Here is a 17,458-nt window from a genome sequence, read left to right on the forward strand (position 1 = left end):
GACTAAAGTCCTCACTACAAACCTTCGTCAACAAGCCGCCTTTATAGGTTAGTAGTGAGGACTTCAGTCCTTTTTTTTGCGGACTAAAGTCCTCACTACGAACCTTCGTCAAAAACTCGCCCTACAAACAATACTTATTTCACCCCAGAAAACAAACCCTCCCAATCTCCCGGAGAACCAGGATTTTCCCCCTCTTTTACCTCAAAAGTAACATTACAAGCCTGCGGTTCTTCCAAAGCTTGTACGCACAATTCGGCAATATCTTCTCGACTAACTTTGCCCCGAATATTGTCTCCTTGCTCGAAGATCAAAGCTTTGCCGCCCGCTTCTTCAGTCAAAGCACAAGGTCTGACAACAGTATAAGGTATGCCGCTCGATCGCACGCAATCCTCCCCTTTCAACTTCCAAGTCAAAATTCCCCCCAACATATCATTCATCCTGACAGCCGGCGGTTCCTCCTCCAAATTAAGTCCCGGGCGCCCCGGGCGAGTAACTCCAGCCGAACTCACCATCACAAATCGCGGCAAAATCTGCCAGCCATCAGCCTTAATAGATTCTAATTCCAGTTGAAAAACACCCGGTGTAAATCTCGGATTCAGCGCGCCGTCGTATTCAAACTTGCTCAGCATTAACTGAAAAGAATAAATACTGGTTGGGTCGAATTTCGAGCCGTCTTTAACAGTTTTGGCGCGGAATACTGGAATTAACTCATCGAAGGGAACGATGACAGTAATCCAGGTATTGTACACAGTATCGAAGGAATAGCAATAGCCAATACCATCCCATTTAGCCTCGCTGCGGACAATCAACTTGTAGCGCTTACCGTCCCCTTTGACCCGCAGCAGGAGGCCGCTAAATCCTGCGAGATTGACCGGAGGATCGAAGTTGCGGGTACGCACGGAAGCAAAGCCGCCCGAGTTGGCGGTGGAAACATTGCCCGTAAATATAGCTGTACTGTCTGTAAGGACGATCGAACTTTCGCTAGTCCCGCCCATCACAACATCGTCGAGAGCGCCCCAAGTTTCCTTTAAATCTTGGGTAGGTTTTGTGAAATCAAAAATTACTTTTTCACCTGCTTTCATTAGCTGGCTGCGAACAGCTTGCACTAAATTATTCAAGCCTTTGTATTCGACTATTTCGGGAACATCCACAACTTCCGGCATATAAAACTTGATGCCTTGATAGTATTTTTCCCGGGTTGGGGTGTCTCCTTCTACTGGTTGAACTTTGGTGCCAGTGCAGCAGATAACCGCTTCTACTCCCTCAGTTACTCGCGGTGTTAGCGTCTCGGCGATAGTGATATCTCCCTCCACTAATTCGACATTTTTGCCGAGAATTTCTGTTGCTCTTTTGGTATCTCTCACGAGACAGCGGACTTGATATCCCCGCTGTTGCAGCCGCTTGACAACTCGCTTCCCGACGCCGCCGGTAGCACCGGCTACCAGTATTAGTTTTGGTTTATCTTTTTTACTGTTGCTGCTGCTTCCGAACAGTTGTTGCAGCCAGCTAATGCTGCCAATGAAGGGAATCACGCCGAAATAAGCCAAGGTTTTGACAAATCTGCCGGCATCCCATTGGGCGGTATTTTTTTCAGTCACAGTCGCTTCCTCAGAGTTGGCTCAAATCTAGTTACTATTCAATACGCTTGGGTTAACACTATTTATTCCCCGGAGATCCCCCTCGCATCCCCCTTAAGAAGGGGGACTTTGATGGAGTTCTTGTCCCCCCTTTTTAAGGGGGCTAGGGGGGATCGGGCTTAAACGCTTGGGTTAACACTATTTATTCCCCGGAGATCCCCCTCGCATCCCCCTTAAGAAGGGGGACTTTGATGGAGTTCTTGTCCCCCCTTTTTTAAGGGGGGCTAGGGGGGATCGGGCTTAACTGAACCGTATTGACTTACTACTTAGCTGCTTTTGTATTTTAATCTAATTTTAGATTTGTGCATTTGAGCGATAAGCGCACTTTTTTTCACTTCACAATCGGTTTGGGATAAGTTTGGCTCAAGGGAATCTCAATAATCAACTCGGTTCCCTCTCCGGGGGCTGAAATGCAGCTCAATTTGCCGCCGTGTTGTTCCACCACAATTTCGCGGCCAATTGCCAAACCTATCCCCGCACCTTTCCCCACCGGTTTTGTGGTAAAAAACGGCTCAAATATTTTATTGCAAACTGTTTCTTCCATACCCCAAGCATTGTCCTTTATCCGAACTACTACGGCTGTTTCTCCCGGACAAACTTCAGTCACGATCCGAATTTGTCCGCTCTTGGCTGGCTCTGCTTCGCATCCGCAGTGCGGCGATAACTTTTTGTTGACAAAGGCATCTTCTAGAGCATCAAGTGCATTTGTCAGTACATTCATAAATACTTGGTTGATTTGAACTGCGTAACACTCAACTAAAGGCAGAGCGCCATATTCTTTGATGATATGAATTGTGGGGCGATTCCCTACGGGATAGCTTTGCTTCACGGGCTTCGGTTTGAGTCGGTTGCTCAAAATCAGCAAAGCGCTGTCCAATCCGTCGTGAATGTCAACTTCTTTAATCTCTGCTTCGTCAATTCTAGAGAAATTTCGCAGCGACTGAACAATCTCGCGGATGCGGTTAGCTCCTACTTTCATTGAACCCAGCAACCTCGGCAAGTCTTCAACTATAAACTCTAATTCTGCTGTTTCTATCTCAGCTTTAATTTCTGGGGAAGGCGACGGATAGTGCTGCTCGTAAAGCTGCAATAAATCGATCATTTTTTGACTGTACTCGCGGGCATAGTTAAGATTTCCGTATATGAAGTTGATCGGATTAGTCACTTCATAGGCTACGGCCGCCACCAACTGTCCCAAACTTGACATTCTTTCGCTTTGCACCAATTGAGTTTGCGTCCGCTGAAGCTCGTACATCGCTGTTTTTAAATGGTTGCTTTTTTCGCGTTCTCTGGCGATTGATGCTTCTAGTGCTCTATTTAATTTTTCTAGTTTTTCAGTTTGGCGCAGCACTATATTGATCGTGGCTTTTTTTAGTTCCAAGGCAGCGTCTATTTCGCATTGCTTCCAAGGCGAAGATTTGCACCTCACATTTTCTTTCCACAGCTCGAAGGATTTCCTAGGAGACAGTCTGTGGCTGCCATCTTCATCTATTAAAACAGCTTTGTTGGGGTTTCCCGCCCAATTTACGGTCTTAATTACTTCCGGGCGAAACCACAAAACATATATTTTCTGACTCGGCGATATTCCTATTGCCAAACACCCGCTCGCCGTGTCTTTAAATTCCTCAGCTTCTGGATAGTATTTGGTCAGCGAGTCTGTATAAAATATTTCTTTTTTTAGGCTATTTTGCACCCACTGAGTTAAGTATTTGAGCGCTTCTCCCTGAGGTGTTTCCCCGACTCGATAGCACTTTTCTCCAAATACTATTGCTGCTCCCTGGGCGTTAACTGCTTCCAGCAAATTATGCTGGGATTTAACTAACACTTCTGACAAGTTTTCGGAGGTAGATATGTCTTCAAAAATCTGGGTTTGAATAGATTTTAAGTGTAATTTGTAATCGTAGTCTTCGTTGGCCTCTTTTGATTGCAGTTCTAAGGACATTACTTGCCCGATAAACTCGCAAGCTGCTCGCACTTCATAGTTGATGTATTTTGGTGTATAGTTGTGACCAACAATCAATCCCCACAGTTGTCGATCTTTGATTAACGAGATTGATATCGTAGCGGCAACTCCCATATTTTGCAGGTATTCTATGTGAATGGGAGAAACGCTTCTCAACACGCTAAGACTGAGATCGAGGGACTGATTGGTAACAGGATTTTTTTGGGGAATGATGGGGACTGGTTGATAATTAATATCTGGTATTAACCTCAGCCAATTTAACAAATACAGTTTTCTGGCTTGTTTGGGAATATCTGATTTGGGGTAGTTTAAGCCCAGGAATGGACTCAGGGTTTGTAGTTTGTCTTCAGCGATGACAGCACCGTTACCTTCGGCGTCAAATTGATAGGTCATAACTCTATCAAATCCCGAAATCTTGCGAATTTCTTCGACAGTCTGCTGGCATAATTCTTTGAGAGTTTTGGCGCTTTGAATTTGGCTGACAGTGGCTCTCACTGAATGATAAAAGCTAAAAACGGAAAGATTTTCTGTGGTGGTTGCTAATTCTAGCTCGATTATCAAAATTCCTTGTCTTCGGTGGAGGATGCAGTCAAATTCTAAAGATTTGCCTGCTCTTTGGAGAGAGAGTTTAATAGGATTGACGGTTTTTAAGTTTTCTTTCTGCAAACAGGCTTTGAGTTTTTCTAGCTGAGTGCGATCGAGTAATAAGCTTAAATTTTGACCGATCGCACTTTTGGCATCGAAGCCTAACAAATCTTGCGTATTTTCACTGACTTGAAGTATTTCTAGTTGAGGTTCTCGTACAACAAGGAGAACCCCGTGGGGTTGAATGTGTCCCGATAGGTGAATGGGTTCTGTGTCGCAGTTTGTCAAGTCAACTTCTTCGAGTGCTGGGATTGTGCTTTGTCTGTCCATTGTCTCTGTTTTCCGCTGTAAAATTTCGAGAGATCGATTTTAGATGCGAGTTCAAATTAGATTTCTAATAATAATCTTATCTTGTTATATCGCATAACTGCTCGATTCCTTGACCGAGGTTTACCAGGTATCCTCGGAGCATCCGCCTGTCGAGAATCGCCGAGTCAAAAATCAGCCTGCCGTTGTGTTGCTGCTAGACTGGCGCGAGCCTTCTGGATGTTTTTACGACGAACTGAGCTCTTCAATTGGAGCGATCCCCGATATTAATTATCGCAGCAATTGTTGCCATTCTTCAAGTCGATTTAATATTTTTTCACAATTTTAATATTTGTGGTAATATTTTACCATCCTAAAAAAGGAGAGATAGCAATGTGTCTTCAGACCGACATACTGAGGAAAATATTAAGTTAAGGTAAGGGTGACAAGACTTGAAAGTCAAGTCGCGTTAAGCTCTTTAAGTATATCCAACAGGCCCGACAATTATTATACTGATGCTCGACTTCAATACAGTTACTGAGTTTTCCCATAGCTACTGCATAGCTATCTGTGCCTTTTTAGTTCCGGCAAACTTGCTGACTACTTTGCAGACAGGGATTTTGACAGGACTAAACCGACCTCGAATGCAAGTTTGGGCGTCTGCGATTGTGGCGAGCCTTTGGGCTACAGCAATGATTTTTCACGTTTTTACCTGGTTCGCGATCGGGGTAGTAATGCCTCCGACATACATCTTGCTAGCTATGGGAATCGCTTGTCTGGCTATCAATGTCTGGGCATTGCGACATCCGGCGAGCATGATGCAATTAATTCGAGTTGCGGTATCAGCTTTTAGGGGATTTTTAGAAGAAGGAAAAAGGAAGAAGGAAGAAGGAAGAAGGAAGAAAGAAGAACTTGGAATTGGATAGCGCGAACAAGGAAGAAAGAAGAATTTGATAGCTGGCTAGGTCAAAAGTTTCATGGAGAATATTGGTTTTTTCTAAATTTTTTCTTGGTGGCTAATCCTGGTTCGCAATCTTAGATTTTATAACCCTTATTCTGGTTCGCGATCGCGACAATCTTCATCTTCCGGGCCGCGGGGATGGATCGTGCAGTTGAGCAGGTGGCCGCCGTCGCTTCTGCCGTAATAGTAGCGGCATCCGATGCAAATTGCCGGAGGCTCGATCGCACTTTGGTAAACCGGATAATCCACAGCCAGCAGCGAAAAGTCCCGCTGCGTCTGAACAGTGCCGATAATAGCGCCTGAGAGTTCGACAGCTTGGCGGATGTTTTCGATCCTGGTGTAAGGCGGCAGGTAAATGTCAATATAAAGGCGCATGCCGTCGCCTTCGTACTCGTGGCGGGTAACATTACCTCCGAGCAAACCGACGCGCGAGGTAAGGGCGGAGGAAAATTCCCCAGCCAAGGTGCAGTAACCGGAGAAAAGGTGAATGTGTTCGTCTGTTACTGCTCTCACACTCAGGCGAGTAGGAATCAGCACTCTCAGGTAAGCGTCGAGCTCGTCAAAAACCGGTTCGGCGAGGGACAGTATCTGGTTTGCGTCTTCGTGGTTGAGCCCAAAACCCTTAGAAACCTTGGAGATGAGGGCTGCTAAAATGTCAAAAACTTGGGTTAACAGCGATTGCAGCCTGCTATCAATGGCGATCGGACATTCTCTGAGCAGTTTTAAATAATCTTCCAAACGATGGGCTATGCGCTGAATGCTGCTAAATCCCAGCATAGCTGCTCCGCCTTTAATCGAGTGCGAGGCTCGGATGAGGTGGTGTATCCTTTGGGGAGCTTGCACGGTGTTTGGCAGGCCCTGCAAGCCTTGTTCGATGATTTGGATGTGTTCTGTGGCTTCTTCGAGAAAGTAGCCGATAATCCGCTGTAGTTGTTCTGGGAGCATAATTTTATTCTCCGAAAGGCACCCTAATTGCAGAAAGCAGAAAGCAGAAAGTAGAAAGTAAAAATGCTGATATTTTTTACTTTTGAGTCAATATTTAACCCAGAGGTGATATAAAACCGGCGTTGCACAGGACACAATACCGCAGTGCGAGCGAAAAGCCCTAGACTCGGAAAGTTAGGATGCCGATGCAAGTGGAAACCAGATTATTTGTCCTTGATATCTATCCTGCCTCACGATCGCAGCGGTGGCAAATATCGAACCAAAGACGCTTGTTAAACTATGTATAGTCGTTCTCAAGCGTGGTGAGGTATGCCGGAGATCCCACGGCGGCCTATGCTCTATGCCCTATGCGCGGCGCAGACCAGTCGTCCGCGAATCTTTCTGAGACTCGGCTATATCATGCCAAATATAGTGCCAAAAAGGGCTATCCACCAAACAGCAGACAAGAGTGGACAACCACTTCCAACGCTGGAGAGATAGCCAGCCTCAGTTACAAACTACGTTTCGAGGGTCATGACACCTACAGGTGCTTTCCAGCTTGTAGCCCTGTCGTCAATAGTTAAACATCCCTATTTGGTTAAGGAAGTGCGATTGGCATAACAAGCCCTCAAAACATTGGCGAGGAAAACATTACCCCGCAAGGGAGGACATCCATGTCTAATTTTATCTTTGTTGTCGATACCAATGGACAACCGCTTAACCCAGTACCACCGGGACAAGCAAGGCGATTGTTAAAACTCCAAAAAGCTGCTATTTATCGACGTTACCCCTTGACGATCGTACTCAAATACACAGTATCCGCTCCCCAAATACAACCCCATCAATTAAAAATCGATCCGGGTGCCAAAGTTAGTGGATTAGCAATTGTCCGAGACGACAAAGTAATCTGGGGTGCTGAATTAACCCACAGGGGACAACAAATTAAGCACGATTTAGCATCGCGTCGCGCTCTGCGCAGTCACCGGAGAAACCGCAAAACCAGGTATCGACAACCCCGGTTTTTAAACCGGACGCGAAAATCAGGATGGTTGCCACCCAGTCTAGAATCAAGAGTAGAAAATATTCTGACTTGGGTCAACCGCATACGCAGATACGTTCCAATTACAGGAATATCTCAAGAGTTAGTGAAATTTGACACTCAGGCGATGCAAAACCCAGAAATCTCAGGCATCCAGTACCAACAAGGAGAACTAGCAGGCTACGAAATCAGAGAATATTTACTAGAAAAATGGGGTCGAAAATGTGCTTATTGCAACGCCCAAAATATCCCATTAGAAATTGAGCATATCCACCTCCGATCGAAAGGCGGAAGTTCCCGAGTTTCAAATCTCACAATTGCTTGCCGTCACTGCAACGAAGCCAAGGGAAATCAGGAGCTTAAAGATTTCTTAGCACAGCAACCTGAGTTGTTCGATAGAATCGCAAAACAAGCCAAACAACCATTGAAAGATGCAGCAGCAGTCAATAGCACCCGCTGGCAACTCTTTAACAGACTGAAAGAAACATCATTACCAGTTGAAATCGGAACAGGCGGTCAGACCAAATACAATCGTACTCGATTGGAATTACCAAAAACTCATTGGTTAGATGCAGCTTGTGTGGGACTCGTGTCCCAATTAAAAATTTTGACTGCCGGGCCTTTGTTAATTCAAGCTTCAGGATGGGGCAGCCGTCAGATCTGCCAGCCAAATAAATATGGCTTCCCAATCAGACACAAGACACGGTGCAAGGAATTTTTCGGCTTTAAAACTGGCGACATGGTACAAGCAACTCTGCCTACAGGAAAATTTGCGGGTACTCATAGAGGCAGGCTAATTGTTCGAGCGAGTGGAGTTTTTGAGATGATTTCACCAACGGGAAAAGTTAGCCCAGTACGTCACAAATACTGTAGGGCAATTCACCATAATGATGGTTATACGTATACATTGTCCACTTGCGTCCAGTAAATCGGCAATTAGAGGCGTAGCGATCGCTTGTTCAAACTCGCAACAGATTGTCATTAAAATTATCCAAAACAAAATCTAGGGCAGGCAAGATGCCTACCCTAGAAGACTTATAGTGCGCGACGGAGCGAATTAGTATTGCCGCAAGCGCGATCGATACGGCAACAACGGCTGTATCGATCGCATTTTCCTATTTAGCGACTGTTGCACCGACTTTGGCTGCGATCGCAGCTAAAGCCTTGCCGTTGCCTTGTAGAAGCGTGTTATTTTTCTGCACCATGCTGCCACTCAGTTCTGGGGGAGCGGGCAATTTAACGCCTAATTTTTCAGCGATCGCGCGGACAATTTGTCTGTTACCCAACAATAATTTGTGGTTTTCTGCCGCTAAGTCACCGGCCCCTGGGCCCGCTACGCTGGGTACAGTTGCGCCTACTTTGGTAGCGATACTGGTAAAAATAGCTCTGTTTTGCAAGATTAGCTGTTGGTTAACTTGCAAAGGATTGCTACCAGACGGTGCTGCGTCCTTGCTAGCTGGTGCACCTACTTTAGCAGCAATATTCTTAGCTGTTTGACCATTTTTTAATAGCAAATCCCGATTTTGCTGTATGAGTGTTTGTTCGTTAGCTTGGGCAACAATTGCATTGTTAGTAGTAGGTGGTTCAACTATTTGACCAGAGCTTCCCAATAATCCAGATGCCAATAAGCTAGCAGTTAAACCAACAATTAATTTAGACATTTTTTTCCCTCGATATGTTTTTTTGATCGGCAGTTTTTTTACTGCGTCATCTACCAAAAGAAAGATATCAAGACTTTTTTGAGCAGTTTGTCACGAATGTTACATTTTGCAACAAATTTATGCAAAAAGTGCAATCTATCATTGCACTTTTTACAATCAGAGACAGAAAGCAGTTTTTTATAGCAGTTGACGGTTGACGGTTGATAAGCGAAGATATTCGCTATCTTTTTTCCTTTTAACTTATTCACTAGGATTTTTGGGCTCCGAAAGTGGCGGCGGCTACACCGAAGAGAAGCACCGCAGCACCTGCAAGTACCGCTGGGGCGGGTATTTCGCCGAACAGCAAATAACCCAAACAACTCGCCCCAACGGGTTCAAACAAGATGGCAAGAGTTACCAGAGTTGGGGAAATTTGCGCTACAGCCCAGTTTAAAATGGTGTGGCCGACTAATTGAGGCAAGGCGGCGGTTAATAAAATGTAAAAATATACGATGTTTGGATAGCCGGTATAACTGGTGCCGAAGACGATCGGCAGAGGCAACAGGACGATCGCAGCAACAGTATAGGCGATCGCGATATAACCGCCAATTCCCAATCCCCGCCGCTGAGCTTCCCGGCCCAGCAACAGATACAAGCTGACAGCCCAGGAACCAGCCAGAGCAAGGAAATCGCCGAATAATTGAGTGTTGCCGACATTGTCTGCGCCGCCGCTTCCGAGGGCGATCGCCATTCCGCCTGCAAGGGCGATAGCAATGCCAGCGATCGACATTTTGCTGAGTTTTTCGCCAAACCAGAAGCGGGATAACAGTGCTACCCAAACGGGATTTGTGGTGACGAGGGCTGTGGAAGCTGCGATCGAAGTATAAGACAGTGACGTAATCCACAGAGCAAAGTGCAGGGCGAGACACAAACCCGCCGCCGCAGCATAGCGCCGAGCTCCCGGTTGTAGGGCTTTCCACTGAATTTTCGGCCAAGCCGGAAGCAGAATTAAGGCGGATAAAGTGAGGCGAGAGGCGGCGAGTACGAGACTGAAACCGAGGCCGCCCGCGCCTGCTTTCAGGTTGGCTAGCCGGATTAAGATTGATGAGGTTGAGACTGCTAACATGCCGATAGTTAAGACGAGGGCGATCGACCAATTCGGCGGTTTTTGCGGAATATTCATTTTTGAGTTGATTGGTGGTTGGTAATTGTAATTGGTAAATTTTATATAGTAAAGTTGTCACAAATACTTAACTTTCGTTCTTCCCTTCTCCTCTCTTCCTTCCTGTCCTTAGCGTCTTCGCGGTTCCTTAAAAAAAAGCCCTCGCAAATCATTAAAAATTGCCCTATTCAATAACAACTCTCAATGTAGAGCGCGCCCAAAAATACTGGGCATCTGTTATAGTTCCAATAGAGCAGAAAAACATTTCCTCACGTACAAATTCTAACTATCTATGGCTCCTACAGTTTTGATTACAGGCGCTTCTCAAGGAAGCGGCAAGGCAACGGCACTGTTATTTGCCAGTAAAGGTTACGACGTGGTGATGGTGGCTCGCGAGCCGGAGAGATTGGCAGCAGCAGCGGCCCAGGTGCAGCGTGAAGGCACTTCGGCTGTGGCGATGGCGGGGGATGTTGGCGACATGCAACAAGTGCGGGCGATCGTCCAAAAAGCCCTAGATGCCTGCGGAAACATTGATGTTTTGGTGAATAATGCTGGAATTTGTCTCGCAGGGGCGATCGAGCAAACCACCTCCGAAGATTGGCAGCAATTAATGAATACCAATTTTTGGGGCTGCGTTAACACAATTCAAGAACTTTTGCCACATTTTCTAGAACGAAAAACTGGTACAATCGTCAATGTTGGTTCCATTGGCGGCAAAATGCCCTTACCTCAAATGACTGCCTATTGCGCCAGCAAGTATGCAGTAACGGGTTTAACAGAAACTTTGCGATTGGAATTAGCGCCGCAAGGCATTCACGTTTGCGCCGTACATCCGGGTTTGATTAACAGCGATTTTTTGGAAAGAGCTCAATTTCGCGATCGAGACGAACCCGCAGTCGAATTGCGCCGCCAACAAATGAGCCAAATGCTAAAATCTCCCGCAGCAAATCAGCCGGAAGATATTGCTAAAGCAATCTGGGATGCTGTTAATAACAAGCGTGCAGAAGTCACAGTCGGCCCTGCTTTCTTAGCATCGGAAGCCTATCGGTTATTCCCCGGTTTGATGCAGTGGGCAATGGAAAAGAACAACCATCTACCGCAATAGTCCGGCAGGGGTTTAAACCCCTGCCTCAAAGCAAAAGTCCTCTTGCATAGGACTGAATAGTTGATTGAGAAAGCAATGCAAAAAGTGCGATCCAGAACAGTTTTAACTGTGAGTTAAAACTTACTCAAAGACTAACGTACAGTCGGTTTTAACCGACTTTAGCTATGAGACAGGGACTTAAGTCCCTGTCGGGATTTAGCAACAGAAAGAATTAATCAATTAGCGAATTAAAGCAGAGAACTAGCATTAATCAAACGCCCGGTTAAATCTGCCGGAGTAACATTCAACACAGTTCCTAACAAAGCATTAGTAAAACCGAATCTAATATTAGTAGCTTCCACGCGCCCATTACGATCTGGATCGAGACTTTGCTGCGAGATGCCGCCCTTGGCTAACAAACTCGTTCCTCCCGATATAGTTCCAGGATCGAGTAGCAGCAGTCTCGGATCGTTCAAGCTATAACTTACCTGTTCAAAAGTGATATTGCTGCTGGTAAATGCTGTACTAATGCCGATCGAATCGCTCGACTTATCAAAATCCACAATTACGGCGTCAGGAACTTCATTTCCAACTAATCTAAGTCCAGCTTGATCGACTCTAAAAACAAAAACATCGCTCCCCGCACCTCCTTTGTAAACATCCACATCTCTGTCGCCAATTAAAGTATCGTTGCCCTCACCGCCGACTAACAAATCAACACCTTGCCCCCCGCGCAGCAAATCATTTCCCGCACCGCCATCAACGAAATCACTATTTCTATCTCCCGTCAAGAAATCGTTGCCAATTTCTCCCAAAACATCGTCATCAGCTTTGCCGCCGTAAATAGAATCATCGCCGGCACCGCCTAACAGACTGTCTTTACCATCGTTGCCGAAAATCCTTTCTGCATCTGACGCGCCCCTGACAGTATCATTACCGCCCAGCATCCAAACTCCGCCAGGAAAACTGGCAAGTTGTCCCGGTGCAAGTGTAATATTTTCAGAAGTATTGTCTCCTACCAAGCGAGGGATGCCTGAATTATCGGGGGTGAGTACCATAGTTGTAAATTTTGTGTAATGCGATCGTGGATATCTTACAATTATCTCCATCTTGGCACAAGCGCGATCGCCCGATCGCACATTAAAATAAAAGTTAAAACTAGAGCCAATGCCAATTATCTTAGTTAAAGACTTAAGCAAAGTTTATCCCGTAGCGATTAAGGAACCGGGGCTGAAAGGAACCGTGCAGCACTTTTTTAAGCGCACTTACCGCAATATCAAAGCAGTTGAGGGCGTTTCTTTCAGTATTGAACCGGGGGAAGTGGTGGGGTTTCTCGGCGCTAACGGTGCCGGCAAAACTACGACGCTGAAAATGCTGACTGGTTTGATTTATCCGTCTGGTGGTACTGTCAGTGTGTGCGATCGTACTCCTTTCCGCCGCGAAGCAGATTTTCTGCAAAAAATCACCTTAGTCATGGGGCAGAAACAGCAGCTAATTTGGGATTTGCCCGTGCTCGACTCTCTGCGAATCAATGCCGCTGTCTACGGCATTCCCGATGCAGATTATCGGCGGCGAATCGGAGAATTGACAGAAATGCTGTCACTAGAAGGCAAGTTAAATCAGGCGGTGCGAAAACTATCTTTAGGCGAACGCATGAAAGCTGAATTGATGGCGGCGCTGCTCCACCAACCGGAGGTATTATTTTTAGATGAACCGACTTTAGGTTTAGATATCAACGCACAGTTTAGTGTCAGGCAATTTCTGCGGGAATATAACGAGCGCTATCAAGCAACTGTGCTGTTGACAAGTCACTACATGGCTGACATTACTGCTTTGTGCAAGCGTGTTTTGTTAATCCATGAAGGGCAATTAGTTTATGATGGCAGTTTGGACGGATTGCTCGACAGATTTGCACCTTACCGAGAAGTTCAGGTGAAATTAGCTAATCCGCTCGCGAAAGATAGCGCTTTTGCTTACGGCGAGGTAGAATCAATTGAAGGTAATTCTGTCCGGTTTTTGGTCAAAAGGGAGGAGCTGACGGTGAGCGTGTCGAAGATTTTGGCGGACTTAGAAGTGATAGATTTGACTGTCACCGATCCGCCAATTGAAGAGGTAATCGGTAGAGTTTTTCGCACCGGAAAAGTGTAGTTTTTATGCTCGCCTTATCGTTTTCAGGATATGCTCATAGGTAATAAATTAAGGCTAAATTCCTTTTAGACTCTGGCTGCTCTCCAAGTCTCGATCCCCCTAAATCCCCCTTAGATCGGGGGACTTTGATGGCTGCCCGGTTCTTCCTAAATCTTCCTTAAAAAGCGGGACTTTGACCGCTTCCAGTCCCCCCCCTTCTTAAGGGGGGTTAGGGGGGATCGAGGGGCTAATTATCACACCAAAAAATCTAAAATTGATATGAAAAGAATCATCAGAATTGCTAAAACCTTGCTACTGACTTACTACGCTTATATGCTCGAATATCGGGCGGAATTGTTTTTGTGGGCACTGTCTGGAGCTTTGCCGTTTATTTTGATGGGCGTTTGGATGCAAGCATCAGAAAGTGGTCAATTCGGGCTGAAGGAACTCGACTTTGCCCGTTACTTTTTAGCAGCTTTCATTGTGCGACAAACAAATGTGGTTTGGGTGATTTGGGAGTTTGAGAAAGAAGTCGTGCAAGGCAAGTTATCTAATAGATTGTTGCAGCCCCTCGATCCTGTATGGCACCACTTTGCGTCTCATATTTCCGAAAGGTTTGCGAGGCTGCCGTTTGTATTTGGATTAGTGCTGCTGTTTTTTGCACTTTACCCGCAGTCTTTTTGGCTGCCGAGTTTGGACAGGTTGTTGCTGTTTTTGTTGGTTGTCGTCTTGGCTTTTTGCTTGCGGTTCCTGATCCAGTATACCTTTGCGCTGTTTGCTTTTTGGCTGGAGAGGGCAAGTGCGATCGAACAATTCTGGTTTTTGATTTACCTGTTTTTATCGGGACTTGTCGCGCCGCTAGAAGTGTTTCCTCCAGCAGTGCGCGAAATAGTTTTGTGGACTCCGTTTCCTTATTTAATTCATTTTCCCGCTTCAATTTTGATAGGATTACCCGTTGATGTTGGCCGCGGTTTGTTGGTGATGCTGGGTTGGGGTGCGGTGTTTTTTGTGTGGAATCGCTGGCTCTGGCGGCAGGGTTTGAAACAATATTCGGGTATGGGAGCTTAAATAATAATTAAAAATTATCAAACTGTAGGGTGCGTCACAGTAAAATATTAATTGTTTTGTCAAAAAGACTTGCGTGACGCACCCTACTTAACTACTTAACTCGATCGCACACATCATGCAAAAATGCAATCGCCACCATTCGACAATTGCATAAAACTTAACTTTTTGTATCCATACATACAAAAGTTTACAAAAAAGTCTTATATTAATAAAACCAACGACGGATAAACGGGATAAAAGAGATTCTAATGACAGCCAAAAAAAACCTGATTGTAATCGGCAACGGTATGGTAGGTCACAAGTTCCTAGAGTTAATGGTAAGTTCGGATGCTGCCAATAACTGGAATTTAATTACTTTTTGTGAAGAGCAGCGCGTTGCTTACGATCGCGTAAACCTCAGCGGATTTTTCTCTGGCAAAACAGCGGGAGACTTATCTTTAGTTGCACCGGGCTTTTATCAAGAAAACGGCATTCAAATTCATATCGGCGACAAAGCAGTTGCCATCAATCGCGAACAAAAAACTGTCTCTTCAGCCAACGGTTTAGAGGTTCCCTACGACAAAATTGTTCTCGCTACGGGTTCCTATCCATTCGTACCGCCCATCAAAGGCAAAGACGCGGCAGGCACTTTTGTTTACCGGACAATTGATGACTTGGAGGCGATGTCAGATTATGCTCAAAATTGCCGATTCGGTGTAGTAATTGGCGGCGGTTTGTTGGGTTTAGAATGCGCTAATGCTCTCCAAAATATGGGTTTGAAAACTCACGTGGTTGAGTTTGCGTCGCGGCTGATGCCGGTGCAAGTTGATGAGGTTGGCGGTGCAATTCTCCGTAACAAAATTGAGGAATTGGGGGTTTCGGTTCACACCAGCAAATCTACCACCGAAATTGTCAGCGAAGATGGCAAAGTTACTAAAATGCTGTTTGCTGATGGTTCGGAATTGGCAACGGATATGATTGTGTTTTCTGCTGGTATTCGCCCCCGCGACGAAATTGCCCGGGGTTGCGGAATTGCTGTGGGAGAACGCGGCGGTATTACGATTAATGATAGCTGCCAAACTTCGGATCCTGATATTTATGCGATCGGCGAATGCGCGCTTTATCAAAATCGCATCTACGGTTTAGTTGCCCCTGGGTATACGATGGCTGGCGTTGCAGCAGATATTTTGAGCAGCGCCGCGGATGACGGGCAAGATTCCCATCCCACAAGCACTTTTACTGGTGCGGATATGTCCACAAAACTCAAACTTTTGGGTGTGGATGTGGCGAGTTTTGGTGATGCTTTTGCTAATTCTGCCGGTGCTAAAGAGATTGTTGTTGCTGACACTTTCCAAGGCATTTACAAAAAATTAGTTTTAAATCAAGATGGTAGCCGGATTTTAGGCGGAATTCTCGTGGGAGATGCTTCTGCTTACGGCACTTTGCTGCAATTCATGCAAAATGAAATTGCTCTGCCGCCGCATCCTGAAGATTTGTTGGTGCCGCCGCGGGAAGGCGGAGCACCTGCTGGTTTTGGTGTGGACAGTTTGCCGGATTCTGCTCAAATTTGTTCTTGCAATAATGTCAGCAAAGGGCAGATTTGTGAGGCGATTCGCGATCGCAATTTAACTGATGTCGGCAGTGTCAAGAAATGCACTCAAGCTGGTACGGGCTGTGGCGGTTGCGTGCCTTTGGTGACGGATATCTTTAAGTCGGAGATGAAGAAAGCCGGGTTTGCGGTTAAGAATAACCTCTGCGAACATTTTGAGTATTCCCGTCAAGAATTGTACCATTTGGTGCGTTCTCAAGAACTGAAAAGCTTTGATGAGACGATCGCCAAACACGGCAAAGGGCACGGCTGCGAAATTTGCAAGCCTGCGGTTGCTTCGATGCTGGCTTCTACTTGGAACGACCATATTCTAGAGAAGTCTCACGTCGGTTTGCAAGATACCAACGATTACTATTTGGCAAACATTCAACGCGACGGTACTTATTCGGTGATACCGCGAATTCCGGGGGGCGAAATTACGCCGGAGAGGTTGATTGCTTTGGGAGAAGTTGCCAGGGATTTTGGACTTTATACTAAGATTACTGGAGGGCAGCGGATCGATTTGCTTGGTGCTCGGGTGGATCAGTTGCCGCATATTTGGCACCGCTTGATTGATGCGGGATTTGAATCGGGACACGCTTACGGTAAGGCTTTGCGGACTGTAAAATCTTGTGTTGGTAGCACTTGGTGCCGCTTTGGGGTGCAGGATTCGACGAGTTTGGCGATCGAGGTTGAGTTGCGCTATCGCGGTTTGCGATCGCCCCACAAGCTCAAATCTGCTGTCTCTGGCTGCACTCGCGAATGCGCGGAAGCTCAAAGCAAGGATTTTGGGATTATTGCGACTGAGAATGGTTGGAATTTGTACGTGTGCGGTAACGGCGGGATTAAGCCGCAGCACGCGGTTTTGCTGGCGGCGGATATCGATAAGGAAACTTTGATTAAGTATATCGATCGCTTTTTGGTTTTCTATATCCGCACGGCCGATCGTTTGGAACGTACCGCTACTTGGTTGAACAAACTTGAGGGCGGAATTGAATACTTGAAGCAGGTGATTATTGAGGATTCTCTGGGCATTTGTGCGGAATTGGAAGCGCAGATGGAGCATTTGGTGAATACTTATCAGTGCGAGTGGAAAACTACGATTGAAGACCCACAAAAGGTGCAGCGATTCCAGCATTTTGTGAATTCCGATTTGCCAGATCCGAGTATTGTTCGGGTTGAGGAACGGGGACAAACTCGCCCTGCTTACGAGCATGAAAAGGCTCTGGCTGGAGTTTCTGAGAAATAACCGCGATCGCGTTTGTAGTGAGGACTTTAGTCCGCAGGAATTTTAGAAGGACTGAAGTCCTCACTACAAACCAAATAACCGTGATAACGTTTGTAGTGAGGACTTTAGTCCGCAGGAATTTTAAGAGGACTGAAGTCCTCACTACA

The 17,458-nt window shown here is 46.0% G+C and carries 12 protein-coding genes; 6 read left to right on the forward strand and 6 right to left on the reverse strand.

Annotated elements, in window-relative coordinates; translation table 11 throughout:
• Nucleotides 1-134: 134 nt before the first annotated feature.
• Nucleotides 135-1,598, reverse strand: a complete 1,464-nt coding sequence (locus tag JGK39_RS27070; protein WP_293259834.1) for a CIA30 family protein — start codon at nt 1,596-1,598, stop codon at nt 135-137.
• 370 nt (nt 1,599-1,968) lie between these two features.
• The gene (locus JGK39_RS27075; RefSeq protein ID WP_293259837.1) at nt 1,969-4,515 is read right to left on the reverse strand and encodes an ATP-binding protein; all 2,547 of its coding nucleotides are present in this window, start codon (nt 4,513-4,515) and stop codon (nt 1,969-1,971) included.
• A gap of 491 nt (nt 4,516-5,006) precedes the next feature.
• Here JGK39_RS27075 and JGK39_RS27080 point away from each other — a divergent pair, with 491 nt between their 5' ends.
• Nucleotides 5,007-5,417, forward strand: coding sequence for a hypothetical protein (locus tag JGK39_RS27080; protein WP_293259840.1), 411 nt, complete (start codon nt 5,007-5,009; stop codon nt 5,415-5,417).
• Nucleotides 5,418-5,542: 125 nt separating this feature from the next.
• Here the strand turns inward: JGK39_RS27080 and JGK39_RS27085 are convergent, their stop codons facing one another.
• Nucleotides 5,543-6,397, reverse strand: coding sequence for an Hpt domain-containing protein (locus JGK39_RS27085; RefSeq protein ID WP_293259843.1), 855 nt, complete (start codon nt 6,395-6,397; stop codon nt 5,543-5,545).
• 653 nt (nt 6,398-7,050) lie between these two features.
• Between JGK39_RS27085 and iscB the strand changes: the two genes are divergently transcribed.
• Nucleotides 7,051-8,343 carry an RNA-guided endonuclease IscB gene (gene iscB / locus JGK39_RS27090; protein WP_293259846.1) on the forward strand — a complete coding sequence of 431 codons (1,293 nt, stop codon included), beginning with the start codon at nt 7,051-7,053 and terminating at the stop codon, nt 8,341-8,343.
• A gap of 187 nt (nt 8,344-8,530) precedes the next feature.
• Here the strand turns inward: iscB and JGK39_RS27095 are convergent, their stop codons facing one another.
• Nucleotides 8,531-9,076: a hypothetical protein gene (locus tag JGK39_RS27095; RefSeq protein ID WP_293259849.1), complete on the reverse strand. Its 546-nt coding sequence runs from the start codon at nt 9,074-9,076 to the stop codon at nt 8,531-8,533.
• A gap of 247 nt (nt 9,077-9,323) precedes the next feature.
• Complete coding sequence (locus tag JGK39_RS27100) at nt 9,324-10,238, reverse strand: DMT family transporter (RefSeq protein WP_293297991.1); 915 nt, start codon at nt 10,236-10,238, stop codon at nt 9,324-9,326.
• 271 nt (nt 10,239-10,509) lie between these two features.
• Between JGK39_RS27100 and JGK39_RS27105 the strand changes: the two genes are divergently transcribed.
• On the forward strand, nt 10,510-11,322 hold the full coding sequence (locus JGK39_RS27105; RefSeq protein ID WP_293259856.1) for an SDR family oxidoreductase: 813 nt from the start codon (nt 10,510-10,512) through the stop codon (nt 11,320-11,322).
• Between the two features lie 227 nt (nt 11,323-11,549).
• Here the strand turns inward: JGK39_RS27105 and JGK39_RS27110 are convergent, their stop codons facing one another.
• Nucleotides 11,550-12,500, reverse strand: coding sequence for a calcium-binding protein (locus JGK39_RS27110; RefSeq protein WP_293297994.1), 951 nt, complete (start codon nt 12,498-12,500; stop codon nt 11,550-11,552).
• Here JGK39_RS27110 and JGK39_RS27115 point away from each other — a divergent pair.
• The 3 genes from JGK39_RS27115 (at nt 12,469) to nirB (ending at nt 17,312) form a co-directional block, all read left to right on the forward strand.
• On the forward strand, nt 12,469-13,449 hold the full coding sequence (locus JGK39_RS27115; RefSeq protein ID WP_293259862.1) for an ATP-binding cassette domain-containing protein: 981 nt from the start codon (nt 12,469-12,471) through the stop codon (nt 13,447-13,449). The two genes, JGK39_RS27110 and JGK39_RS27115, sit on opposite strands and share 32 nt — an antisense overlap.
• A 258-nt stretch (nt 13,450-13,707) precedes the next feature.
• Nucleotides 13,708-14,496, forward strand: coding sequence for an ABC-2 family transporter protein (locus JGK39_RS27120; RefSeq protein WP_293259865.1), 789 nt, complete (start codon nt 13,708-13,710; stop codon nt 14,494-14,496).
• A gap of 248 nt (nt 14,497-14,744) precedes the next feature.
• Complete coding sequence (nirB, locus tag JGK39_RS27125) at nt 14,745-17,312, forward strand: nitrite reductase large subunit NirB (RefSeq protein WP_293259868.1); 2,568 nt, start codon at nt 14,745-14,747, stop codon at nt 17,310-17,312.
• Nucleotides 17,313-17,458: the final 146 nt, after the last annotated feature.

The sequence above is a fragment of the Microcoleus sp. PH2017_12_PCY_D_A genome, assembly GCF_020738565.1.
GTDB lineage: Bacteria > Cyanobacteriota > Cyanobacteriia > Cyanobacteriales > Microcoleaceae > Microcoleus.